The sequence below is a fragment of the bacterium genome (assembly GCA_016699045.1).
Taxonomy (GTDB): Bacteria; Babelota; Babeliae; order Babelales; family RVW-14; genus AaIE-18.
Genome location: CP064957.1, coordinates 148,570 through 173,375, shown reverse-complemented (window position 1 = coordinate 173,375; position 24,806 = coordinate 148,570). Strand labels below are relative to the sequence as shown.

Here is a 24,806-nt window from a genome sequence, read left to right as displayed (position 1 = left end):
TCCCAGTAAGAAATTTTTGGCGGAGCACAAATTTTTTAGGGATGGGGTGGGGTATGGTGCCAATGCTGGATCGGACGCTTAAGATTGAGCGGCGAATATTTTTGGGTCTTACGTTGTTGCTAACGCTGATCGGCTGTGTGTTTGTCTATTCTGCAAGTTCTGTTTTTGCGTTAGAAAAATTTGGATCAGCACAATATTTCTTAAAAAAGCATCTGCTGTACTTGATTCCCAGTTTCTTTGGTTTTATGTTTTTTGCGTTGGTCCCGGTTTCTTTAATCAAAAAATATGCGCCACTCTTTTTTTTAGTGACGCTTGGTTTGACGGTTCTCACCTTTTTTTCTGGCGGGATTCATATTCACGGCTCAAGCCGCTGGTTGAGTATTGGCGGTAAAAGTTTTCAGCCGAGTGAATTTTTGAAATTGGCGCTCTTTATTTATTTAGGTTCTTTGTTCGACCGAAAAAGCAAATATCTGCAATCGTTTGTGCATAGTTATCTGCCGTTTTTGCTCGTGCTGGGTGTTACGTTTTTGGTCTTGCTCAAGCAGCCAGATTTTGGTTCGGTCGTTACTATTTTAATTACCGCCTTGATGCTTTTTTTTGTTGCTGAGTTTAATTTGATGCATGTCTTTTTGACGGCTGCTTGCGCGCTGCCCGTCTTACTTTTTTTAACGTTTTCTAAATCGTATCGCTTGAATCGTATTTTAATTTTTTTGAATCCATGGTCAGACCCCCAGGGCCGTGGTTTTCAGATTATCCAGTCGCTGATTGCGATTGGCTCGGGGCATGTGTGGGGGCTTGGGATTGCGCAATCAAAACAAAAATTTTTCTATTTGCCGATGCAGCATACCGATTTTATTTTTCCGATTATTGCCGAAGAAATGGGCTTTGTGGGGTGCGTGGGCGTGCTGGCCTGTTACTTTTTGTTTTTGTGGTACGGCCTGCGTCTGACACTGAAAATGAATGATTCATTTGCGTTTTTCACATCGCTTGGTTTTATTATTTTTATCACGCTGCAAGCGGTTATTAATATCATGGTTACGACGGGCTTGTTGCCTACCAAAGGGCTTGGATTGCCTTTTATTAGTTATGGCGGAACATCTCTTTTAAGCTTATTTTGTATGATTGGCTTGATCATGAATTTTTCACGATCAAACCAGCCATAATTTTTTTATTCTTGATTTGGAGGCGTGCTTGAAGCGCTTGCTGCCTCTTCGTCTGCTGCGCCTTCAGGTTCTTTGATTTCTGGAATGTCTTTTTCTTCTAATATTTTTCGATACTCCCCGGCTGGTTGGCCATTTAAATAACGTATTATGGTATAAGATTCTGAAAGATAATGTTGTTTTGCAAGGTCAGCTGCCGTTTCGCCTTTTTTAGTGTTGGCGTAAGGATTGGCACCATTTTCTACCAGTAGTTTTACGCAGTCGAAACGACCATTCCAGGCAGCATAATGAAGCGTTGCCCAGCCGTTCTCGTTATCGCTTTGAATATTGATATCAACACCGTTGTTTATTATTTCTTCAAGTTTTGCGACATTGCCTTTTATTGCCGCGATCTGAAGATCTGTATAACTGGCAAACATAGGTAGAGCGTTGGCGGTAAAAGCGAGCACGATTAAAAATGACGTGAAAAATTTGTTGTTCATGATTTGATCTTTTAAAGATTAATTAAATTTTTTATTCTTGATTCGAAGGCGCGCTTGAAGCGCTTGCAGCTTCTTCGTCTGCGGCGCTTTCTGGTTCTTTGGTTTCTAGAAAGTCTACCCAGTTTTGTAAAACGTTAACGGTTTCTTGAAGGCCATATTTTTGAGCAAGGTTTTTGGCTGTTTGGCCATAATTATTTTTTGTTTCAGGATTGGCCCCATAGTGTAAAAGTAGCCGAACGCATTCGATTTGGTTCCATCTGGCAGCGCTATGCAGCGGGGTCCAGCAAGTGTTGCTTTGTGCATTAATATTGGCGCCCTTTTGTAAAAGTAGTTGAGCACACTCGGTATGACCAAATCTGACAGCTTCATGCAGCGGTGTCCAACCAGAGTTGTTTTGTACATTAACATTGGCGCCGCGTGTTATCAAATTTCTTACTTGTGCGGTATCACCTTTTTTTGCTGCTTGACTAAGTGGCGCATCAGCTGCCGGTAGAGCATTGGCTGCAAAAGCCAAGGCAATGAACAATGATCCTAAAAATTTCTTATTCATGATTTAATCTTTCAACGAAAGTGCGTTTATTAATGTGTAATTTACCAAGCAATGGTACCGATTTATTTTTTTTAAGACAAGATCTTTTTAATCATTATTCGTTCGAATGATAAGGTGATTTTTTTGAAAAAAAAGACAGCGCCAAAGAGCTTGGGCTGCCGTTTATGAGGTATGTGGGACGTCGCTGTTGAGTTTTTTTTGTATGATTGGTTTGATCATGAATTGCTCACGATCAAACCAATCATACACTTTTTATTCTTGATTCGAAGGCGCGCTTGAAGCGCTTGCAGCTTCTTCGTCTGCGGCGTTTTCTGGCTCTTTGATTTCTAGAAGGTTATCCCAATTTTGTAAAATTTTAACGACATCTTCCTGGCTATTTTCTTGTGCAAGGGCTTCTGCTGTTTTGCCCTTGTTTGTCGTGTTGTCAGTATTAGCACCATGCTGTAAAAGTAGTGTAACGATTTCGGTATGACCCCAAAAAGCAGCATGATGAAGTGGCGTTAAGCCGTTGTTGTCTTGTGCATTAACGCAGGCATTATGGAGTAAAAGTAGTTCAGCGTATTTAGTACGGCCTAATATGGTAGCAACATGAAGCGGTGTCCAGCCGTCGTTGTCTTGTGCATGAATATCGGCATTACCTGCTATCAGAATTCTTACCTGTGCGGAGTTGCCAGCCTTTGCTGTTTGATGAAGTGGTGTCCATTCGCCGTTAGCTGCACGCATGACGTTGGCGGTAAAAGCTAAAGCACAAAACAATGCTCCTAAAAATTTTTTATTCATGATTTAATCCCCCAAAAATTACTAAAACTAAAATTACTTAAACGTACTTATTGTTGATTTGACGACGAGCTTTCTGTTTTTGCTTTCTTGCTTACAGGGCCGTTGTTATCATCATCATGCTTTCTTTTTTTGCTTGGTTCTTCGACTTCAACAATTTCTTCTTTGCCATTATTTTCTTCTTCAGGTTCTTTGATGTCAGGAATTTCAGCCCAATATTCTAACAATTCTACAACGTTTTGGTGGCCGTTGAGTCTTGCTCGATCTTTAGCTGTTTGGCCATCGTTATTTGTTGCTTCAAGGTTGGCACCGCTTTCTAGCAAATATTGTACGCAGTCGAGGTGGCCTGAAAGTGCTGCTAAATGAAGGGGGGTGTTGCCATCGATATCTTTGGCATTGCAGAGAGATCCGTGTTTAATAAGAAGAATTGCTTGTTCAAGGTTTCCTGTTTGTACTGCCTCGTGAAGGGGGATTTCATGGTAGCATGTATCGCAAATATTGGGATTGGCGCCTTTTTCTAGTAATAGTTGTGTGCATGCAGTATTGCTGGCGTAATAAAGTGGCGTCATGCCATCTAGTTCAATGGCCTCAAAATCTGCATTGTGTGCTAAGAGTTCTTGTACGCATTCAGACTGACCTCTGGAAGCGGCAATGTGAAGAAGTGTTTCGTCATAGTCGTTTTTAGTATTGACATCGATCCCGTTTCTTAAAAATTCTTGTAAATATTCAATATTACCAGTTTCGACTGCATTAAAAAGTTCTTGGTTTTCGGCCTCATCAGCTGCCTCATCGATTGCTTGATGTGCTGCCGGCATAGCGTTTGCGGCAAAAGCCAACGTAACGAATAGTGTCCCTAAAAATTTCTTATTCATGATGCAATCCCTCTATTTAAATTGTGATTGAATTATTATGGCAAAATGCTCTTTTTTTGACTTGTAATAATCATAATTAATTATTTGCAATTTGTCAAAAATAATCAAATATGAAAGATTTTTTAAGAAAAATGACCATAAATAGCGGTTTCTAGCTTGCGTGTTCAACCTTCTTTAATCGTTTTGCTTTTTTAAAAGTGGTAATTTGAGGTAGCCGATAGGCGGGGACAACGTTTTTAATTACGCTTTTTCTTGGCTTATTGAAGCGCTTTTTTTGAGGTCGGATCAAAACATCTTCCTGTCCTTCAAGCTGAGGGATGACCGATATTTTAGCGCTACCATCTGATGATGGTTCTTGGTAATAAGAAGCCCGATGCTGGATAGCCAGAGAGATTATGTTTGCTGATTGAAAGTTATTATATTCAAGTGCAAGATCAAGGGGCGTTGATTGGCGAATAGTACTTTTTATGGCGTGATTGGCGCCTTCATCCAATAATATTTGCGCGTTTTGGCTCGTATCATAAAGGGCTGCGATATGTAGTGGCGTAAAGTTGTCATCAACACCAGGCAAATCAACATCTGCTCCTGCCTTAATAAGTAGTTGAAGGCATGTTGAGTCTTCCTTCATGGCAGCAATGTGTAATGGTGCGGTATCAAGTGTGTGATTTTTAGTGTCCAATTCTGCTCCGGCAAAGATTAAAGCCGTCATGATGTCTGTGTTGTCAGCTGCGGTAGCGCAATAGAGCGGTGTAAACCCGCCAGCATTGGGAATGTTTACGTCAGCGCGCCATTTAATAAGTTCTTTTATGTATTCGTTGCTGCGGTTGTTTGTGATGGCAATAAGCAAAGGTGTGTTGCCATAATGATCTTGTGTGTTGATAAATTTGTTGCCACATGCGTTGAGAAATATTCTGAGACAAAGACGATCTGAAGTTAAATGGAGTGGGGTGAGGCCATGAACGTTGGTAATTTTTGCGTTGGCCTCAATGCTCAGAAGGGTCTGAATAGTTTTAACTTGATTGTGAAAAGCGGCGACGTGAAGAGCTGAAAAACCTAAAGAATCTTGTTGATTCACCGGTATTGTTTTTGTGAGTTCGAGGATCGTGTTGATATCACCATTTTTTGCAGCCAGATGTAACGGATTGATTATTTGCATCGCTTGAGCATTGTGAATAAACTGCGTGAGTAATGCCAAAAAAAATACTCTAAATTTATAGTTCATGTAGTTAGTTCCATTGATGTTGAGCGTTATTTTTTAGTTTGTGCTAGTTACCTTTTAAATTATAATGAGCGACTTTTTAGGCCGCTCATTATAAAGCTACTGTTTGATTTTGTGAAAAAAATATTCTTAAAAAAAGTTCTAGCGGTTGATCAAGGCTTGCCTACACGCAATTTCGTTAAGTCTTACGGTGTTGGGGTTAATGGTGTCGAGCGGAGTTTCTCCTGAGTCTGCCGCAATGTTTACATTTGCACCAGCGTCGATAAGGGCTTGTAATGCGTTATAGTGGCCGTTCATTGCTGCTTTATGAAGTGGGGTGTCGCCATTAAAATCCTGCGCATTAATGTCTGCGCCTGCCGTAACAAGAACTTGTATTTTTGCTAATTGCTCGTGGTATGAAAGTTGTGCATCATTGCGCAAAGCAAGCCGATGAAGTATGCCAGCTTGATCTTGGTCTTGAGCGTGAATAGCATTTGGATTGAAGTAAAGATAGTCTTGTAGAGTTTGAATATCTGAATTGAGGGCTGCCTCGCTGAGATTTTCTAGGTCTTGATTGTCATCTTGAAGCTCGTTATCAGAATCATCGCCGAAAGAATCGTTATCAGAAGAATCACTATCAGATTCATAGGACAAAATTATTGGGTTACTTGGTCCTTGTAAGTTTTTTGATGATGCCACCAAAATAGGGGTTTTGTTTGTAATCAGTACTAAAAGCATTACCAATGATACAAAAAATTTATTATTCATGAAATTAGCCTTTTCGTTAAAAAATAGTTTATGTTTGTGTTTTTGTGGTGATATTGACTCTTGTTGCACGAGTTAAAAAAATATACGTTTATTTTCTTTCCGTCAATCGCTTGTTTTTTAAATCGTTGCAGGAATTGCGATAAGTTGTTGATGTCGCCTGCAGAATGTGGCAACTTGTCATAAGTTTGAAAGAATGCGTTATTGTACTTGCTTGTAGGGCCGCTTTTGGTTGACAGGCATATTAAAAATGACATACTGGGTTGGCACGAAATTTCGTGCTTCGTGGGTATTTTCTTGTGGGGGATTTTACAAAAAAAGATTGGTTTTACATAATGATAGTAACAAAAACATTGACCCAAAAATTGACCTTTATTCTGAGTATTGCTTTAAGTTTGAATAACACAGTACTGTTGTGTGCTGATGAAGAAGCGGTTGCTTCAGTTTCTGGTCAGGCCATTTCTACGCCAGCGCCTGGGGGTTTTCCTCAGATGACGATGAATTTTGATCCTGAAGAATTGCAAAAAATGTTGATGCAATTATTGGTTCAGCATCGTCAAAATATTGCTGATCGTAAGCAAGCTATGTTTGAGCTTTTGCCCAAAGATGTGCAAGCTTCTATCATGGACGCAACAGATTCGTATGGCGCTTTGATAGAACAATTGAGCATCGGTACAAAAATAATTATGTTATGTCACGATGTTGATACGTTGCTTGAGCAGGCTTATGAAAAAAATCTTATGACCAAGGAAGAAATTACTGCTTTTGTTAGTGGCTTACAACATTTGGAACAGGCAGTAATAACCGGCGAGCTTAACAAATTGATTAAAGGTTCTGTTGAGCATGATCTTGGTATGAGCCTTGAAGCGTTTGCCAATCCTGCTGACGTCCTTGGGTTGCGTGGTTCTGATGAGCCATATACGTATCAGGATATTGCGGCGCTCGAGAAACAACTGGTACACGTTATAACGTTGAGCGAGCAGATGCCTGAATTGCAGACTGGTTGTCGGGACGCTGTTTTATTGCGTGATATTTTGAGTGTCATTGCGACCAAAGATAGCGATGCATTGATTGATTGTGTTTTGGAACCATTGCGTTCAAAATTTGTTTCAGCGCTTGCTTCGTTTAATAAAGTTATTAAAAGCCTGAACCTTCTTGGCAAAGAAATTGAAGCACAAGAAGCTGTTAACTCGCAAGAAGCTCAAGAAAAAAATGCGATTACGCTTAAGCGTGCGGTGATGGTTTGGAAGCGTGATTTGCAGAAATTTAGCGTGAACTTGAGTTCTTTTATGAAGGTTTGGGATAGTGCTGATTTAAAAGAGAGTAGTGCATCAAAGCATGAATTATTTAAATGTGTTGCGTACACGTACGATGTTTGCCGCAGCTTCTTTGATCTTTACAAAGCAGAAATGTACTGGGACAAGCATATTTCTTTATTCAAGCCCGAGACTCGTCACTTGATGCATATGCCTGAGTTTAGCGGTCATGTTGAGGCGTGGACTAAGCGGTTGCTGCCGTTATATACTTTTGATTGGGGTATGTCTGGTGCCTTGTCATTGTGGCATTTCTCTAATGCTCGTTCTGATTTTGCCAAAGGCAATTTGCTTAATATTGTGTTGAATAATCAAATGGAACAAGGAAATTTGTTACAAGAATTGATGGGCGGCGGGGATCTGATTGATGTTAAAAATGAGTTGATACAAAATCTTTTTGCTGGTTTTGGGGCTGTGCGTATTTTAACATCTTCAAATGCTAGTTGTTTGTATAAACAGCCATCTAAAATTTTTCAAGCTGCTGGTAGAGTCTTGGTTGCTTATACGTATTATCAATTAATTTACGATAAACCATTCTATGAAAAAGATTTCTGGCCAAGCGATTATGAGCATATTCGACGTAACGTGTTTAATGCGGTGCGTGAGCTGGGCGATATTATGACTGATGCGTTGGAAGTTAAGATTTATGAACATACCGATCCGCAGGTCATTGAAAGCCTTGAACGAAACACGTGGGGCGTTGTACGACCAGAACTTCTGACGTTCATGATGCGTGTTATGCTGCCGGTAGTATTTATGAAAAAACCATTCGGTCTTAAAAATGTTGCTGATTGTAATCAATGGGATGTGTATGGCTCCTGGTTTATGAAATTGCGTGAAGAACGTGTAGGTCTTTTTACCACAAAATTGGAAAAAAAAGCTTGGTGCAATTATAATGCTGCGGCTATGCAAAAAGTCTTTGAAAAAAATAATATTAATGTTGATGCTTATTTTGTTGAACAACAAATTATGAGTTATGTTTTTTCAAGTATTGGTAAGCATTGGGGTGCCATTGTAGGCCGTCAACATGGTGGCGCGATGGTGCGTGCAGCAAGTAGAGTTGCTGATGGTTGTGCGTACGGCATGGCAGCGGTGGGGCTTATTTCAGACGATGCGCTTGACGTGTTTGAAAAATCTAAAGACGAGATGATTGCCGAGTGGAATGATTATATTGATATGTTAAAAATGTTTTTGAAAACTAACTTTGCCGGTATTCGTGAGTGGGCAGTGCCTTATTTAGTTGAGCATGGTTATTTGGAAGAAGATGAGACAAGTCTTGAGATGCGCGATAAAGCCGTCATTAGCTTTGGCTTAACACAGTTGGCAAAAAATGGATTGATTAGTTACTACGAAGCAGCGTTACTGGTACAACATTTTTCTGGTGACAACGATATTAATATGATTGTTGATAAAGCGATAGAAGCTGTTCGCCGTAACCTTGCTGGTAAAGTTGGCGGCGTTGCCGGCTCTTACTTGATGACACAAATTGCTGAATATCTTTCTTGGCATTATGGTCCTTTTACACCAAAAGTTGGTGCTGAGGCAAAGCATTATGTTACTAAGCTTTGGAATACGGTAAGTGCCTAAATAGTTTTTGAATATTATAATACTAAAGAGCGCGGTTTTTTGTGAGCCGCGCTCTTTTTTTATTGATACGCAACAGTCTGCACCATGCCGTGGTCTTGTGCAGAATATGAATTAACGATATTCTTAGGGCTGCAAATTTTTTTAGTGCAATGCAGATTAGTGCAATGCAGAGAGGTAAGAGCGTGAAGAGATCTTTGGTACTTATTTTTTGTAGTTTTTATATTCAATTGAGTGGTTCTTTACCAGAAACGATGGTTATTGCCCAGCCCATTGTTAATCTTCGGAGTAAGCCTGAAAAACGCGATTCGTCCCTTGCTACGGTGATTTATGAACACGATGATCCGCTACACAAATGTCAGCTTTTACTGGGTGAGCGCGTTTTGGTAACGCAGGAAGTTGATGACTGGTATCAGGTTCAGGTGCTTGATCAAAAAGTGTATGATCTTGAAAAATCAGTTTGGCGTTGCGATAGCGGTTGGATTGAAAAACAACAAGCTGTGGGTATGTCTGTGCCTGTTGATACTTCTTGTGTGATTGTTTGTCAGCCGTGGGCAAATGTTTTTGAAGAGCCGCACATAGAAAGCCGGCAGGTGATGCGCCTTTCGCTTGGCAGTAAATTACGTGCATTTAAATTCAATGAAGTGTGGTGGGTTGTTGTGCTGCCGGATGCTCGTGTGGGCATGATACAAGCTGGCGATGTGTATGAGAGCACGCGTGAAGTTCTTGAAAACGTTGAGCAACTCAGAGCAAATATTCTTGAGACCGCAAAGAAATTTTTGGGTGTGCCCTTTTGTCGCTATGGTCGTTCTTTTCATGATCCACATATGCTGACTGGCATGAGCTGCTGTGGTCTGGTGAGTTTGGCATATCGTGCTCATGGGCTTGATATCCCGTTTTATGTGTATGATCAGTACAAAAGTGGCGTTCCGGTAAATGGCGATCAGCTTAAGCCAGGCGATTTAATTATGTTTGCGCGGTTTAAAGAGCGTTATGATCCGTGTCATGTTGTTATGTATGTTGGCAATGATATGTTGCTTGAAGTAACGTGGTCACGCGCGCCGTTTCCTTATCGAGCTCGTTTGATTTCAGCAAAAGATCGTATTAGCCCGCAGTTATTGAAAACGATGAAAGATGGTCAACGGCTTGAACGATTTTATGTTTATTTTCGTTCGTATTTGGCAAGCTCATGGTGGGTTCAACAGTTACGCAATGCTTCTCGAAAAGGAATTTTTTCTTATTTAGAAGCAACAGAAACAAGTATGATGCCAAGTTCCCGTGCTTGTTGAAAAAATGCTTGTTGCTGGGCAATGAGTGTGTGCGAAGAAAGCCAAGCAATAGCTTTTACATCGCCTTTTTTTAATGATGCCAACGATGCAGGGCCTAGTGTTGGTAAATCAAAACGTGAGTTGTGTTGTGCGTGTGCGGCTTTGCAAATAACCACGTTGCCGTTGCCAAGTGCGATGCCGCGCTTAATGCACTCATCAGTGCCTTCAATGGCTTCAGCGGCTAAAACCATGGCATTTTTTACAACAACTGTTTGGCCAATATCGCACAACGAAAGATGTTTAGCGGTCTGCATCCCCAATTCGATATCGCGTTCGATGTCTGGCGTGAGTCTGCCGGTTAAAACATCTGGCTCAACCAAAAGTGAACTTAAAATATCATCTTGTTTAATAACTTCCATGCCGTAATTGGCAAGTTCGTCAACAACGCGTTGCATTATTGATGCGTCATTTTTATAAAGTAAAGAAGCGAGAATTTTGATGGCAAACCAATCGAGTGAAATTTTTTTTAGCAAGTGTTGCTTGTCGACTTTCCCGATCATTAAAATTTTTTTAGTTTTGCGTTCTTGTAGCAGAGCTATGATAGCGCTTGCTTTGTAACAAGGCTGACAAATGATGTCAGCCTTGTTCTCGGTACTATTTTGTAATGCCGATAAATTATCTTCAGGAAAGAGCGAGACAACAAAGAAATCTTTTTGTTGTGCGCGCAGCGCTTTACACGCTTCAAGTGGTAAAGAACCGGTTCCGGCAATAACCGCGATCACCGAATTCCTAATTGTCTTTCGATGTCAAACGTAATGTTTAATGCGCTCAGATCCTGTTCAGGATTAAACAGGTTTTGTTTGTTTCTGATAGCGTTGATAAAATATTCAACTTCAAGCTTGAGCGGATTATCTTTGTAAACAAAGAGATGCTCTATCATCGATTCTTGTTTGTATTTTAGTGCGTCTGAACCAACGTGCACGCTCGAGCTTGCATGGCGATGAATGGCGATATCTTGCGTGGTAAAGTCCAGCAAGATGTAGGCATTTTCTTGATGAATTTCCATTGTTCTTTTTTTTATTTGCGATACTCGACTTGAAACAAGATTGGCGATAACGCCGTTTTCAAACTGGATTTGCACCGTTGCTAAATCACACGAATTGGTATGAAAAGTGCTGCCGTGGGTATGCAATTTTTTTACCGGAGAATTTACCAAATTTAAAATAATATCAAGATCATGAATCATAAGATCAAGAATTAAGCTATCACCTTGCACGCGTGGTTGAAATGGTCCCATGCGGTGACTTTCAATCAAAAATGGCTTGTCGATAATCTTTTTTAATTCTTGTACGGCGCCATTAAATCGTTCAACATGGCCAACGTGAAGCGCCAAATTTGATTTATATGCCAACGAAAAAAGTTCTTCAGCTTCATCGATGCTTTTAGTCAGTGGTTTTTCAATGAACACATGTTTGCCACGCTGCAAGCAATCTTTGGCGATTGGATAATGAAAATCGGTTGGAACAGCAATAATAACCGCATCAACAAGATCAATCCAATCGTGATAATTGGTCGTTTTTATGGTGTGCTGATTTTTTATTTTTGCCCAATTTTTTTCGTGGGGGTCTGCTATGCCAACGATGTTAACGTGGCTGAGTAAAGAACACACAGAAGCATGATAGCCTCCCATGTGGCCAAGCCCAATAATTCCTACATTGATCATGATGACGCTATCCTCTCGTGTGTTTATTTTTCTAATGATCGTCGAGAGACACCACGCTGACTCGTTCTAACAAATGCAAGAAAATCTTGTATATGTTGGTCGGCTCCCCATGGCTCAAGTGCTATTTTCTTTTCGATATCTTCGAGTAATAATTTTTCTTGAAAAAAAAGCCGCGTGATTGCTTTAATGTTATTTATGTCGTCTGCGGTAAAGCCGGCGCGTCGTAACGCAACACGGTTAAGTCCGGCAAAAGCAGCTGGACCACCGCTGTATAAACAAAATGGGGGTAGATCTTGACGGATGCCGCTAAACGGTGCCAACGCGCTATATTTGCCAATCCGACAAAATTGATGCGTTGCGCTATGGGCCATCATCATGACATTTTTCTCAAGATATGTATGACCGCCAAGACTTACGCCATTAATTAAAATAACATTATCTTCCAGCGTGCCATCGTGCGAAATATGCGCATAATTCATGATGTAACAATTGTTACCGATCGTTGTGGTACCATCTGGGTACTTTGAAGCATGAATGGTTGCAAACTCGCGAATTTCACAATTTTTTTTAATCAAAACGGAACCAAGGCTTTTTTTTGTATTAGTATCTTCTGCCGGCATACCAACCGATACGTTGGCATAGAGCCGCGAACCAGCTTCAATTTTTACGTTGCCGGTGATAATACAAAATGGTCCAATTTTAACGCCATAGTCAAGTTGAACTGTTTTATCAACAATCGCTGTTGGATGGATATAAGTCTCATTTGAAATAAATAAAGCTTCCTGCAAGGAGGAAGCTTTATTGGTAAGATTTTTCATGATTTATAAGCGGCAATTTGTGGTTGGGGCGGGAGGATTCGAACCTCCGCGTGGCAGGACCAAAACCTGCTGCCGTACCACTTGGCTACGCCCCAATGTTAGAATTTGCTTGATAATCAGGCGCCGAAGCAACCTTATTATACTCTTCAATTACTCTTTGTTCTATTAAAGTTCGTGTTTCAGCATTCAATGGATGAACTATATCTTTAAAAGATCCATCTTTTTTTCTGCGGGATGGCATGGAAACGAACAGTCCTTTATCGCTTTTAATAATTTTCATATCGCGAACAATAAAGCAACCATCAAAAACCATGGTAGCATACGCTAAAAGCTTGCCTTCGTTAGCTGGATAAACTTTTATTTCTGTAATTTCCATCGACAATCCCTTTGTTAGTATTAAGGCTCTTTAATAAAACCTTAACACTGTGAAAACACCTTTTCTTACTACTCTGGGTCATTACGTGCCTAAATTTAAAGGTAGGATGAGTGTTTGTCAACAAATTTTGTTACTTTTTATTAAATTTTTGTCGCTGCACGTAGCTTTGCTGATCTAGAAGAGGGGTTTTGGTTTATTTCTTCGTCTGTTGCCTGTACTGGTTTTGGCGTTAAATTTGTCAGCTGGTGCGGCTTTTCACGAAAGAAATTTTTTACTAAACGATCTTCTAGGGAATGAAAACTAATACAAACAAGTGATCCGCCTGCATTTAAGCATCCAACAGCGGTAGGCAAAAAGAGTTTAATATTTTCAAGTTCTTTGTTAACAAAAATGCGCAATGCTTGAAATGTTTTGGTAGCGGGGTGGATAGCGCGTGGGCCGTGAAATGGAATTACTTTTTCAATTACTTGTGCTAGTTGGCCTGATGTTTTGAAAAGATTTGTTTTGCGCGCTTCAACAATTGCGTGTGCAATTTTGCGCGATGCGCGTTCTTCGCCAAGTTCAAAAAATATATTTGCAAGTGCTTGTTCATTAAAATGATTTACAACATCTGCTGCCGTAAGCCGATAGTGTGCGGCAGACATACGCATATCGAGTGGAGAATCTACGCGAAATGAAAAACCATCTCGTTCAAAAATTTGAAATTGAGAGGTCCCAAAGTCTGCCAAGATACCATCAACACTGTTAATTTTTTCTTTTTTTAATAAGCGATGCAGGTTTGCAAAATTGCCCCACAACATGGTAAGGCGGTCTCCATATTCTTCTTCAAGGGCGGGAGCGTGTTGTAAGATACTTGCTTCATCCCAATCTAAACCAATAACGCTGCAGTTTGGTTCATAGTCCAAAATAGCACGACTATGCCCGCCACCACCAAAGGTTGCATCGACATAAACTTTGCCGGGTTGTGGGTTGAGGTATTGAATAACTTCTTGTACTAAAACGCTTTTATGCGTGGTTGGTGTACTCGTTTTTTGTTTCATCGTATTTTTGAGGTGAAAGTGTTAACAATATTTTGTGCCGGGGTTTAAGAGGGTTACCTAGTAAGGCAACCCACGTTAGAACATTAGTAGTATACGTTATTTTGTAATTTTTGTCATGTCAATATGTCTGACAGGTTTGACGACGTACTCAATAAAGTCATCCCCAACCCCATACCGCTTAATGTCTAAAACGATAGTTTTTTGTTTAACTTTAATCAAGTTGCCCAAATTAAGCTTGTTTTTTGGTTCTAAAAGCTCAAAAGTAGATTCAAGTGCCTTTTGTTCCTCGTTTTCTTCAAAAACACCCAAATAACCCCGAACAGAGTTGCGATCGCGTTCTGACAAAATGGTATCGATATCTATTAATACTTTTTCGCCTGGCTTGACGAGTTGAATTTTGGTTTTCTCAAAATGCCATACTGACATGTCGTCCTTATCTTCGATAGCGGCAATCCAACGACCCTTGGCCTTTTTTTCATACGTAAAGCAGCATAGGTACAATGGCTTGCCGGTATTGTTTAATACTGAAAAGTCCAGTTCTGGAGCGTTTTTATGTGCTTCGTTTTTTTTTACAAAATCGTAATCATAAAAAGGTTCTTTAAAGCCGTATTGTTCGATTGTGATAGTGACTTTTTTGCCTTTAAGTTCCGTTAATAAATCAAGATCAAGAATGTGCCGCTCATCCGTGAGTTCGTAGGTTGCTTCATCAGCTTCAAGTTGCGTGTTAAAAATACCCAGCATGCCATAGACGTTGTTACGGTCTTTTTCGTCAGGAACGGTATCAACGTGTACTATTTTTGATTCTTTGGGATCAAGTTTGTAAATATCTGTTTTGAACCAGCGCCAGCGCGTAAACGTGTTTTTTCGCATGTAAATAAAGCCACTAATATAGACAGGCTTCCCTGTTTTGTTTTCAACTTCAAAATTAAGAGAGGAGGCGCCTAGCTCGCTTGCTGTTTCTTTTTGAGGTGTTTTGAGTTCTTTGTTTTGGTGAGTTGTGGTAAGAACGGTATCTAATGTTGGTATGCTTGAGGTAGTTGTTTTGTCTACCAGATTTGTTTCTGTTAATGTTGGTGTTTTTTTTAAATCAAGTTGTAAAGGTGGGGGTGTTGTCTGTTTAAGGGCTGCTGCTACACCTTGCGTTGATGGAGGGGGGGGTGGTGGTGTTGGAGTTGGTTTTCTACGACTAAGCTTATTTTCTTTGTTATATTCAAAAAGATGTTTTTTCCGACAGCATGGCATAAACACCAAGCAGCCGAGTGCTATAAAGATTGTTACGCATGATATACGCTTGTTACTATTCATTGATAATTCTCCCTTTTTGATCAGCTGAGCTTTTGATTAATACATTAGTATTTTTTGTTCAAGCGTTTGAAGTTTTTTCTTGAACGTGGGATCTTTTGCCAGTGTTTCTTCAACTTTATTAATAGCATGAATGACTGTGGAGTGGTCACGCCCACCAATAAAGCTGCCGATGGATTGGAGTGAACAGTGGCTTAATTTTTTCATTAAATAAAAGGCAATTTGGCGTGCGTTAGCAATATTTTTTAAGCGTTTTTTTGATTTAATATCATTGATTGAGACATCATAATCTTTGGCAATAATTTTCATAATGGTATCGAGAACAATACCTTCTGTTTTTTTTTCATTCAGATTCAATAAGACTTTGCGGGCCATTTCTAAGCAAATGGGTTTATTGATTAGCCCGGCAAAGGCGCTGACGCGTATGAGCGCGCCTTCCAGTTCGCGAATATTAGATTGTACGCGAGAGGCAATAAAATCTGCTACATCATCGGGTAGTTCAATAGTGTGTCCAGCAGCCTTCTTTTTTAAAATAGCGATTTTTGTTTCAAGGTCTGGCATTTGAATGTCGGCAACCAGGCCCCATTCCATGCGCGATTTAATGCGGCTTTGGAGGCCTTTAATTTCTTTGGGAAACGTGTCACTTGATAAAATGATCTGCTTATTTTGTTCATACAAAGCGTTGAAAATATGAAAAAACATCTCTTGGGTCTGTTCTTTGTTGGACAAAAATTGGATATCATCAACCAGTAAAAGGTCAATTTTTAAGTATTTTTCGCGAAATTGGTGGGATCGATCAAATCTAATTGAGTTAATAAACTCATTAATAAAATGGTCAGATGTCTCGTATCGCACCACCGAGGCGGGGTTGCGGCGGCGAACTTCATTGCCAATCGCATGCAGCAGGTGTGTTTTGCCAAGGCCGGTCCCACCATAAATAAAGCAGGGATTGTAGACTTTGCCCAAATTTTCACAAATGGCGAAAGCGGCCGCGTGTGCCAATGAATTGCTGGGGCCCACTACAAAGGTACTAAACGTATAATTTTCATTCAGGTTATCCATGGCCGGCTTAATCTTTTTACGTTCCTTAATAATAAGATTGGTCGTTGAAGACAGGCTCTGGGGCTGCACGGTAACGGCCGAGGATGAAGAGGCAGGGTGTTGTTTTATGGGTTCTTGCTTGGGCTGCTGATGATGCATAAGATTCAAATATGACAAAAATGTCGTGTTTTCTCGCTTATCGACTGAGGCTGGAATAATCGTTTCTTTACGTTCGTCGGAGGGGGCGGAGTCTTTGCAGGTAAAAAATATCTTTAAATGATGCGCATGCAAAAGCCTGCCCAGGTGCATTTTGAGCAATGGTTCGTAATGCTCCTGAATCCACGTACGCACAAATTGGTTGGGAGCCTTTAAAATAACCTGCTGAGTGGTCGGATTCCAATCTTGGAGAGTGACCGCCTTGAACCAGGTTTCCACAATTTGGCTACCAGCCTCTTCTTTTATAATTTTTAAAAATTCGTCCCAAATGACCTGCACAAAAGCCTCTTTGTTTTTTTGCTTTAAGAATGGTAAAAACTAAAGCATATGCTTCATGGAGCCAATCATACCAGAAAAGTTAATTTTTAGGTATTATAACCGCACAAGTAGAGGGAATTAATTAGATCATGAAACGATTAATTGTTGTTTTTATCTGTTTGGCTGTGTCTGGCTGCGGCAAAAAGAATACGCAAGTCAAATCCGCTACCCTTGATTATAAGATGGCGCTGCTTGAAATTTCGGAGGGTTCAAGCCAGTCTCTTAAAAAAGCCCTGGTTCTTATTGAGCAAGCCCTCAAAAACGATCCAAACCCCCGTTATATGGCTTTGAAGGCAACCATATTATTGTCATTGCAGCATAAACAAGAAAGTCTGGCTTTATTCAAGCAGACGTTGGCTGCCTGCAAAGACGAGGTTTTACATGCCGAAATTATGAACAATTATGCCTGTGCGTTGGCTCAGACGGGCAAAGAGCAGGAGGCTTTGGGCATATGGCAGCAGCTTGAGAACGACCGGCATTATCTCACGCCTGAGGTTGCCATGGTCAATCAGGCTCGCGTGGTGGTCGGACTTGGTGATTGTGGGCGTGCCAAGAAGCTTTTGATGCAGGCTACCGCTTTGGCGCCTAGTTATATTGATGCACATTATTTTTTGGCTTTGGTTGCCAACAGGCTGGGCGATGGCGGCTTAGCTAAAAATCAGCTCAAAACAGTGCTTTTTCTAGAGCCGGGGCACCGCGGGGCGCAGTACTGGTCCAAGCAGCTTGGCTGCTGATTAAAGGTAGGGATCTCAAAAATAGCCTTAAATGCCTCGATTTATGGGGTGGTTGACAAGTGGTCATTAAAATTATATATTTGTAATAATTAGTTTATATTAAGAAATTTGAGATTTGGAAAAGCTTTAAAACCAACAAAAAGTTAGGTTTTTGGGCGTTTGACAAGCTTGAGGCTCTAAATTACGCTGATTGTAAGGTAAACGGACGTTTATCGGGAAATGTGAGGTTATAAAAGCACCGGGTTGTCTGGTACTTGATGGAAGGTTGTGCTCCCTGCTTAATTCATCATGTTGGTTAGCCGTAAAGGCCGCCTTTCAGTTATTTGTTATTTAGTTTTATCAAAACCATGGAGGTTTCAGATGAATAATTTACGTAAAGTCCTTTTGGGCGCAGCCTTGGCTGCAAGTGTGTTTAACTTTGGTATTTATGCAGCGGCAAATGAAGTTGATGGCAAAGAAGAAGTTGTTGAAATTCAACAGCAAGACCTTCAAGGTAAATTTGTTGCGTTTAAAAAAGCGCTCATCGCAGGTGGAATTACAGAATTTCCAACTACGTTTGAAAATTGGGTAACTTCAGAAGAATTGTCTGCTATCGATACTGATATGCTGAACAAATTTGTTGAAGATCTTGATGTTAATGCATTGATACAAGAAATGGTAAGAAAAAAAGCAATGCACATTGAGCCAATTGAAAATGGATCTTTAAGAGTTGTTTTTAATACCGGTCGAGTAATAATTGTTGCAAGCTGGATTGTACTTGAAGCGATTATTGCTAACGGGTTGTATACTGCAGGTATGGCGCCGATGTTGTCTACTTTGTCACAATACTTTACCATTGGTTCAGTACTTTCTCTTGGTTCTGCTGCGGTACAGGTAGCATTGCCAAAGTCGGGCGAAAAAAGAAAGCGTAGCTAAGCTTATCGCTTATCACTTTACAGAAAACACAACGTGTTGGTTTTTAACCGGTACTTGATAAATAAAAAAGCAGGGCCCCAAAAATTGGGGCTCTGCTTTTTTATTGGTTCATCTTTCCCGACTTCTTTTGTAAGCGTTAAAAGTGTGATACATTTAAACTGATTTAAAAAAATTAACGAGATAGAGAAGGTAGTTTTACATGAAGATTTTGCGCGTGAGCATCATCGCGATGCTGCCTGTTTTTTATGTTAAGTTGTCATAATAATGCAAGGATAGAAGTTCTATGATGATTCCGCACAATCAGCGCAAGGCCAAAAAAGTTGCTCAAAGTGTTCATGAGCTTGGTGCCTTGTTTCCAAAGAATGAGGTAGAAGTTGCCAGTTTTGTTGAGCGTGCCATGGTGCAAGCAACGGAAGAATTTAATGCTATTTTGGCTATTCCGGATGAGCAACGAACGTTTGATAACACCATGCGTGCCCCTTGACACATCACAAGAAAAGTTTGGTCAAGTAGATGCAGCGATTACGTTGATGAACATGACCCATCCTGATAAAAAATGCGTGACGTGTGTCAAGAAGCGAGTGCTCAGTTGAGCAAATTTAGTGTTGATTTATATTTTGATCAGCGTTTATATTTTGCGTTTAAAAAGTATCGCGAGTTATGTGAGGCGGCTGAAACGTTGAGCGAGCAGGAAGTTTATTATCTTGATGAAGCGATGAAAGATTTTCATACCTCTGGATTAGATTTGCCTAAAGATCAGCTTGAAAAAGTAAAAGATATCAAGAAAAAAATTGCCCAAGTTGGCATAGATTTTGATGCAAATATTGCGGCAGACAAAAGCACTATTTTAGTTGAGCGAGATGGCTTGGATGGTCTACGAGAAAGCTTTATTAATGCGCTCAAAAACGATGGGGATAAGTATGTTTTGGGTTGCGATTACCCAACATTTATCGAAGTTATGCAAAATTGTGCTGTGGAAAAAACACGGAAAGATTTGTATTTTGCCTTTCAAAATAGAGCATATCCCGTTAATCAAAAATCAATTGCTCGGTTGATTGCGTATCGCGATGAGTTGGCAGAATTGCTTGGTTTTGAATCATATGCGGCATTAGATACTCATTCTGGTATGGCACACAATGTGGAACGCGTAGAAAAATTCTTAGTTGATTTGATGGCCAAAAGTGAAAAGAAAGAACAAGCAGAATACGATCTTTTAAAGAGTGATTTGCCTGTCGGTATCGCGCTTGATGCTGATGGAAAATTTAACGCCTGGGATATTGCGTTTGTAAAAAATGCCTACAAAAAAAAGCACTATCAACTTGATGAACGAGAGCTGGCTGAGTATTTCCCTGTTGATACTGCCTTGGCGGGCATGCTCAGTATTTATGAACAATTTTTGGGTTTGAAATTTGAAGAAACAACGCCAGATTGGGCGTGGCATGATGAAGTCAAATTGCTTGAAGTTTATGATGCAGTAACGCATCAGTTGATTGGTCATTTGTATCTTGACTTGTATCCACGAGAAGGAAAGTATAGTCATGCGTGCCATTTGACGGTTAGGCATGCTATCAACAACAAAAGGCAGGATGTTGTTGATGTAGCGGTGGTTATTGCTAATTTTCCAAAAGCAACTGCCGATGCTCCTGCTTTATTTAAGCACAGCGATGTTGAAACATTCTTTCATGAGTTTGGGCATGCGATGCACGGTGTGCTTGGCAGAACGGAACTTGCTTCATTTTCTGGCACTAGTACCAAGCGGGACTTTGTAGAATTGCCGTCACAAATGCTTGAAGAATGGATGTATGAAAAAGATATGCTGACGCTCATTAGCGCGCATTATAAAACAGGTAACCCGTTGCCGTCTGAATTAATTGATAAAAAAATTGCGCTTAAGAAATTTGATTCTGGTTTTTTTGTTCGACGACAAGGTGCATTTTCATTGTTTTCTTTGAATTGTTATAAAGCGGGTCAGCATAAAGATCTTGATGCGTTAAACAAGGAGTTAGCCGATAAATACAGTCATAACGTACGCTTTGAACCAGAGACGCACCATTATGCGGCGTTTGGTCATTTGAATGGTTATGGTGCTAAGTATTATGGGTACATGTGGTCAAAAGTATTTGCACTCGATATTTTTTATGAAATCAAAAAAAATGGGTTACTCAATCCGGTAATGGGCCAAAAATATATCAAAGCTATTTTGGCGCATGGTGGTGCTAAAGATCCGAATGAAATGCTGAAAGACTTTTTGGGTAGAGAGCCGAATCAAGATGCATTTTTAGATGCTCTTGGCTTGAATTAAGCTGATAATTTTAAAGTAAAAAAGAGCGCGTCATTTCTAATTTTCAGAGATGACGCGCTCTTTTTGAAGAAGTTTTGTATTAAATAATTTGCCGTGAAGAGAGTGAGGTGTGTATGAAGAGTTTGCGCGTGGGCATCATCGCGATGCTGCCTGTTTTGATGTTAAGTTGTCATAATCATGCAAAAGATAGAAATGCTATGATGATTTCGCATAAGCAGCACAAGGCAAAAAAAATTGCTCAAAGTGTTCATGGGCTTGGTGCCTTGTTTCCAAAGAATGAGGTAGAAGTTGCCAGTTTTGTTGAGCGTGCCATGGTGCAAGCAACGGAAGAATTTAATGCTATTTTGGCTATTCCTGATGAGCAACGAACGTTTGATAACACCATGCGTGCCCTTGACACATCACAAGAAAAGTTTGGTCAAGTAGATGCAGCGATTACGTTGATGAACATGACCCATCCTGATAAAAAAATGCGTGACGTGTGTCAAGAAGCGAGTGCTCAGTTGAGCAAATTTAGTGTTGATTTATATTTTGATCAGCGTTTATATTTTGCGTTTAAAAAGTATCGCGAGTTATGTGAGGCGGCTGAAACGTTGAGCGAGCAGGAAGTTTATTATCTTGATGAAGCGATGAAAGATTTTCATACCTCTGGATTAGATTTGCCTAAAGATCAGCTTGAAAAAGTAAAAGATATCAAGAAAAAAATTGCACAAGTTGGGATTGATTTTGATGCAAATATTGCGGCTGACAAAAGTATCATTTTAGTTGATCGTACTGGTTTGAATGGTCTGCGAGAAAGCTTTATTAATGCGCTCAAGAAAGAGGGTGATCAGTACATTTTGGGATGTGATTACCCAACATTTATCGAAGTTATGCAAAATTGTTCTGTTGAAAAAACACGGAAAGATTTGTATTTTGCCTTTCAAAATAGAGCATATCCCGTTAATCAAAATCAATTGCTCGGTTGATTGCGTATCGCGATGAGTTGGCAGAATTGCTTGGTTTTGAATCATATGCGGCATTAGATACTCATTCTGGTATGGCACACAATGTGGAACGCGTAGAAAAATTCTTAGTTGATTTGATGGCCAAAAGTGAAAAGAAAGAACAAGCAGAATACGATCTTTTAAAGAGTGATTTGCCTGTCGGTATCGCGCTTGATGCTGATGGAAAATTTAACGCCTGGGATATTGCGTTTGTAAAAAATGCCTACAAAAAAAAGCACTATCAACTTGATGAACGAGAGCTGGCTGAGTATTTCCCTGTTGATACTGCCTTGGCTGGCATGCTCAGTATTTATGAGCAATTTTTGGGTCTAAAATTTGAAGAAACAATGCCAGATTGGGCGTGGCATGATGAAGTCAAATTGCTTGAAGTTTATGATGCAGTAACGCATCAGTTGATTGGTCATTTGTATCTAGATTTGTATCCGCGTGAAGGAAAGTATAACCATGCGTGCTACCTACCGTTTAGGCATGCTATTCATAATGAAAAACGGGACGTCGCTGCTCTTGGCATTGTTATTGCTAACTTTCCAAAAGCAACAGCTGATGCACCGGCGTTGTTTAAGCACAGCGATGTTGAAACATTTTTTCATGAGTTTGGGCATGCGATGCATGCCGTGCTTAGCAGAACTGAACTTGCCTCGCCAAGTGTCAAAATAGATTTTGTTGAACTGCCGTCACAAATGCTTGAAGAATGGATGTATAACAAAGATATGCTGACGCTGATTAGTGCTCATTATAAAACGGGCAAGCCGTTTCCTGCTGAATTAATTGAGAAAAAAATAGCCTTGAAAAAGTTTGACTCTGGTCGCTTTGTACGTTGTCAAGGTGTTCTTTCGTTATTTTCATTGGCTTGTTATCAAGCTGGTCAAAATAAAGATCTTGATGCAATAACCAAGGACCTGTCAGCGCGTTATAGTCATAACATACGATTTGAACCTGAAGCGCACCATTATGCGGCGTTTGGTCATTTGAATGGTTATGGTGCTAAGTATTATGGGTACATGTGGTCAAAAGTATTTGCACTCGATATTTTTTATGAAATCAAAAAAAATGGGTTACTCAATCCGGTAATGGGCCAAAAATATATCAAAGCTATTTTGGCGCATGGTGGTGCTAAAGATCCGAATGAAATGCTGAAAGACTTTTTGGGTAGAGAGCCGAATCAAGATGCATTTTTAGATGCTCTTGGCTTGAATTAGACTTATAACCTGAAAAATAAAAAGCGGCCCGTCGTTTCTGAAAATTAGAAACGACGGGCCGCTTTTTATTTTAAAAAAGACTTATTTGCCGAGCGTCCAGCGGTTTTTTGTCTTTTCTTTTTTTGCTGCTTTTTTGTCTTTGCTGTCTTTGGCTCCGCGTGTTTTTTTATCAGCTTTTTGAGCATGTTGTTTGTCGTTATTTTTGTCTTTGTCTTTTTTACCACAACCTGAAACGAGGCCAAGGCTTACTATGGCCAACAAGGCCATCAAACGTACTGCATATTTCATGCTTCTCTCCTTATGGGTTAAACAAAAGAACTACACATTGGTAATCATTTTCTGAATACCTTTCCCTTCATCATCAATACTCTTTTTTCTTATATTAATTGTTTCAAAAAATTGTTTTAAATCAAGCATTTTTAAAAGAATTTTTGTATGATTCAGCGTGCTAATAACATAAATTGGTGGCAATACAAGCTGTGGGTTTTTTGTTGCTAAGCTGTCGCCTTCAACGATTGCGACGTTTTTTGGCTTAGTTAAAAGTACAACGCTAATGGGTGCTATGCGGTTGTTTTTTGGTAGCTTAATTTTTTTTGTGTTCCAGAATGGTTGCTCTTTATCGTCTTCTTTTTTTTCAAGCAGATAAAGTTCTGTTGGATTGTTTTTACCTAAAAATTCATGATGGGAAAATGTTTTATCTTTGACGTTGACCAGCTTAATGTCAGGCGTTACGGCAAGATATATCTTTTCGCTTGCGTGGCGCAAGGGAAACGTGATGAGTCCATCCTGATCTGAAATGTCTAAGTAACCGCCATAAATTGCCATAAATCCGCTCAATGTTGGTCGCACGTACGCTTTGATACCATTCTTCACTAGCTTTTTACTTACCTCGCCAGGAGTCTTTTCGTCAAGAGAATTGATTTTTTTTATTGTTTTGTCCTCGTGTACGTCTTGCTGCGCGCTGTTTATAACATCGTCTGGGGCATGCCTGAGTTGTATAACAATGCGATTATCTGCGTACAAATAGTGGGTTTTTAGGCACAATAGCAGGGTAAAGATGATTTTTACCCATTTTTGTGATAGGTTCATCATACACTTCCTTTTTTGATAACAAGAGTTTATTAACAGTTTTAGGATACCAAAAAAGAATTCATTAAGTTCTAGATTTGAAAAATTTGATTAAAAACATCGTTTTTATTGGAGAAATGTTTATGAGTAAAGCATCACGTTCACCAGAAACTATTTGGGCAGAGTTTGCAAAAACCGAGCAACTTTCAGAGCTTCAGCTCTCTCAATTTCAACGTTATGAAGCGTTGTTGAGTGAGCGCAACAAAGAAACCAATCTTACCGCGATTAAAGATTTATTGGGGATTGTGCGGCAGCATTTTCAAGATTCTTTAATTTTGAGAAAGTTTGTAGATCTTAATGCTCTTACCACTATTGCTGATGTTGGTACCGGCGCTGGTTTTCCCGCTATTCCTCTTAAAATTCTTTTCCCACATTTAAAAGTTGTGTTGATTGAAGTTAACAAAAAAAAACAAGCATATTTGGCAGATTTGATTGCTATTCTTGAACTTGAAAATGTTGAAATCTGTGATCTTGATTGGCGTACTTTTTTACGTAAAACAGAAGAGAAAATTGATCTTTTTGTGACACGTGCTGCCATTGAAGAAGCTGAGCTGTGTCGGATGTTTAAGCCATCATGTGCACATAAAAATGCGACATTGGTTTATTGGGCAGCTGAGCAGTGGGAATGCAATAAATTTGTTGCTCACCTGGTCAAACGAAGTGAAGAATACAAAATGGGTCAAAGAAATAGAAAATTGATTTTTTTTGGTTTATAAAA

The 24,806-nt window shown here is 39.9% G+C and carries 25 protein-coding genes and 1 tRNA gene; 10 read left to right on the top strand and 16 right to left on the bottom strand.

Annotated features, from left to right (window positions below; all coding sequences use genetic code 11):
• The first annotated feature begins 53 nt into the window (after positions 1 to 53).
• On the top strand, positions 54 to 1,163 hold the full coding sequence (gene ftsW, locus IPF37_00790; GenBank protein ID QQR49370.1) for a putative lipid II flippase FtsW: 1,110 nt from the start codon (positions 54 to 56) through the stop codon (positions 1,161 to 1,163).
• Positions 1,164 to 1,168: 5 nt separating this feature from the next.
• Here the strand turns inward: ftsW and IPF37_00785 are convergent, their stop codons facing one another.
• From IPF37_00785 to IPF37_00760, 6 genes are all read right to left on the bottom strand, one after another.
• Positions 1,169 to 1,642, bottom strand: a complete 474-nt coding sequence (locus tag IPF37_00785; protein ID QQR49369.1) for an ankyrin repeat domain-containing protein — start codon at positions 1,640 to 1,642, stop codon at positions 1,169 to 1,171.
• 31 nt (positions 1,643 to 1,673) lie between these two features.
• A complete protein-coding gene (locus tag IPF37_00780; protein ID QQR49368.1) occupies positions 1,674 to 2,192 on the bottom strand; it encodes an ankyrin repeat domain-containing protein in 519 nt (172 codons plus the stop codon).
• 252 nt (positions 2,193 to 2,444) lie between these two features.
• Positions 2,445 to 2,972, bottom strand: a complete 528-nt coding sequence (locus tag IPF37_00775; GenBank protein QQR49367.1) for an ankyrin repeat domain-containing protein — start codon at positions 2,970 to 2,972, stop codon at positions 2,445 to 2,447.
• A 47-nt stretch (positions 2,973 to 3,019) separates the two neighbouring features.
• On the bottom strand, positions 3,020 to 3,841 hold the full coding sequence (locus IPF37_00770; GenBank protein QQR49366.1) for an ankyrin repeat domain-containing protein: 822 nt from the start codon (positions 3,839 to 3,841) through the stop codon (positions 3,020 to 3,022).
• A gap of 151 nt (positions 3,842 to 3,992) precedes the next feature.
• Entirely contained in the window at positions 3,993 to 5,063 is a 1,071-nt protein-coding gene (locus tag IPF37_00765) for an ankyrin repeat domain-containing protein (GenBank protein ID QQR49365.1), read from the bottom strand.
• A 138-nt stretch (positions 5,064 to 5,201) separates the two neighbouring features.
• Positions 5,202 to 5,807, bottom strand: a complete 606-nt coding sequence (locus IPF37_00760) for an ankyrin repeat domain-containing protein (GenBank protein QQR49364.1) — start codon at positions 5,805 to 5,807, stop codon at positions 5,202 to 5,204.
• Positions 5,808 to 6,139: 332 nt separating this feature from the next.
• Between IPF37_00760 and IPF37_00755 the strand changes: the two genes are divergently transcribed.
• Together IPF37_00755 and IPF37_00750 are read left to right on the top strand one after the other, a co-directional pair.
• On the top strand, positions 6,140 to 8,704 hold the full coding sequence (locus IPF37_00755; GenBank protein QQR49363.1) for a hypothetical protein: 2,565 nt from the start codon (positions 6,140 to 6,142) through the stop codon (positions 8,702 to 8,704).
• Between the two features lie 182 nt (positions 8,705 to 8,886).
• A complete protein-coding gene (locus tag IPF37_00750; GenBank protein ID QQR49362.1) occupies positions 8,887 to 9,990 on the top strand; it encodes a C40 family peptidase in 1,104 nt (367 codons plus the stop codon).
• Here the strand turns inward: IPF37_00750 and lpxI are convergent.
• From lpxI to dnaA, 8 genes are all read right to left on the bottom strand, one after another.
• A complete protein-coding gene (lpxI, locus tag IPF37_00745) occupies positions 9,939 to 10,751 on the bottom strand; it encodes a UDP-2,3-diacylglucosamine diphosphatase LpxI (GenBank protein QQR49361.1) in 813 nt (270 codons plus the stop codon). The genes IPF37_00750 and lpxI overlap by 52 nt on opposite strands.
• Positions 10,748 to 11,692 (bottom strand): Gfo/Idh/MocA family oxidoreductase, encoded by a 945-nt coding sequence (locus tag IPF37_00740; protein ID QQR49360.1) that lies wholly within the window; start codon positions 11,690 to 11,692, stop codon positions 10,748 to 10,750. The genes lpxI and IPF37_00740 overlap by 4 nt, the downstream gene beginning before the upstream one ends.
• Before the next feature lie 23 nt (positions 11,693 to 11,715).
• Positions 11,716 to 12,510 (bottom strand): hypothetical protein, encoded by a 795-nt coding sequence (locus IPF37_00735; protein QQR49359.1) that lies wholly within the window; start codon positions 12,508 to 12,510, stop codon positions 11,716 to 11,718.
• 20 nt (positions 12,511 to 12,530) lie between these two features.
• A tRNA-Gln gene (locus tag IPF37_00730) sits at positions 12,531 to 12,605 on the bottom strand.
• A complete protein-coding gene (locus IPF37_00725; protein ID QQR49358.1) occupies positions 12,596 to 12,886 on the bottom strand; it encodes a SpoVG family protein in 291 nt (96 codons plus the stop codon). Before IPF37_00725 ends, IPF37_00730 begins: the two co-directional genes overlap by 10 nt.
• Positions 12,887 to 13,026: 140 nt before the next feature.
• Positions 13,027 to 13,926: a 16S rRNA (cytosine(1402)-N(4))-methyltransferase RsmH gene (rsmH, locus tag IPF37_00720; protein ID QQR49357.1), complete on the bottom strand. Its 900-nt coding sequence runs from the start codon at positions 13,924 to 13,926 to the stop codon at positions 13,027 to 13,029.
• A gap of 96 nt (positions 13,927 to 14,022) precedes the next feature.
• A complete protein-coding gene (locus IPF37_00715) occupies positions 14,023 to 15,231 on the bottom strand; it encodes a hypothetical protein (GenBank protein ID QQR49356.1) in 1,209 nt (402 codons plus the stop codon).
• Between the two features lie 36 nt (positions 15,232 to 15,267).
• Positions 15,268 to 16,764, bottom strand: coding sequence for a chromosomal replication initiator protein DnaA (dnaA, locus tag IPF37_00710; GenBank protein QQR49355.1), 1,497 nt, complete (start codon positions 16,762 to 16,764; stop codon positions 15,268 to 15,270).
• 128 nt (positions 16,765 to 16,892) lie between these two features.
• On the opposite strand from dnaA, the gene IPF37_00705 reads away from it, so the two are divergent.
• The 6 genes from IPF37_00705 (at position 16,893) to IPF37_00680 (ending at position 22,960) form a co-directional block, all read left to right on the top strand.
• A complete protein-coding gene (locus IPF37_00705; GenBank protein QQR49354.1) occupies positions 16,893 to 17,537 on the top strand; it encodes a tetratricopeptide repeat protein in 645 nt (214 codons plus the stop codon).
• 360 nt (positions 17,538 to 17,897) lie between these two features.
• Positions 17,898 to 18,452 (top strand): hypothetical protein, encoded by a 555-nt coding sequence (locus IPF37_00700; GenBank protein QQR49353.1) that lies wholly within the window; start codon positions 17,898 to 17,900, stop codon positions 18,450 to 18,452.
• 283 nt (positions 18,453 to 18,735) lie between these two features.
• Positions 18,736 to 18,936, top strand: coding sequence for a hypothetical protein (locus IPF37_00695; protein ID QQR49352.1), 201 nt, complete (start codon positions 18,736 to 18,738; stop codon positions 18,934 to 18,936).
• 72 nt (positions 18,937 to 19,008) lie between these two features.
• Positions 19,009 to 20,754 (top strand): Zn-dependent oligopeptidase, encoded by a 1,746-nt coding sequence (locus IPF37_00690; protein ID QQR49351.1) that lies wholly within the window; start codon positions 19,009 to 19,011, stop codon positions 20,752 to 20,754.
• A 113-nt stretch (positions 20,755 to 20,867) separates the two neighbouring features.
• Positions 20,868 to 21,722: a hypothetical protein gene (locus IPF37_00685; GenBank protein QQR49350.1), complete on the top strand. Its 855-nt coding sequence runs from the start codon at positions 20,868 to 20,870 to the stop codon at positions 21,720 to 21,722.
• Entirely contained in the window at positions 21,719 to 22,960 is a 1,242-nt protein-coding gene (locus IPF37_00680; protein ID QQR49349.1) for a hypothetical protein, read from the top strand. The genes IPF37_00685 and IPF37_00680 overlap by 4 nt, the downstream gene beginning before the upstream one ends.
• Positions 22,961 to 23,041: 81 nt before the next feature.
• Here the strand turns inward: IPF37_00680 and IPF37_00675 are convergent, their stop codons facing one another.
• The gene (locus IPF37_00675) at positions 23,042 to 23,248 is read right to left on the bottom strand and encodes a hypothetical protein (protein QQR49348.1); all 207 of its coding nucleotides are present in this window, start codon (positions 23,246 to 23,248) and stop codon (positions 23,042 to 23,044) included.
• Between the two features lie 30 nt (positions 23,249 to 23,278).
• Complete coding sequence (locus IPF37_00670) at positions 23,279 to 24,052, bottom strand: hypothetical protein (GenBank protein ID QQR49347.1); 774 nt, start codon at positions 24,050 to 24,052, stop codon at positions 23,279 to 23,281.
• A 119-nt stretch (positions 24,053 to 24,171) separates the two neighbouring features.
• Here IPF37_00670 and rsmG point away from each other — a divergent pair, with 119 nt between their 5' ends.
• Positions 24,172 to 24,804 (top strand): 16S rRNA (guanine(527)-N(7))-methyltransferase RsmG, encoded by a 633-nt coding sequence (gene rsmG, locus IPF37_00665; protein ID QQR49346.1) that lies wholly within the window; start codon positions 24,172 to 24,174, stop codon positions 24,802 to 24,804.
• The last annotated feature ends 2 nt before the right edge of the window (positions 24,805 to 24,806 follow it).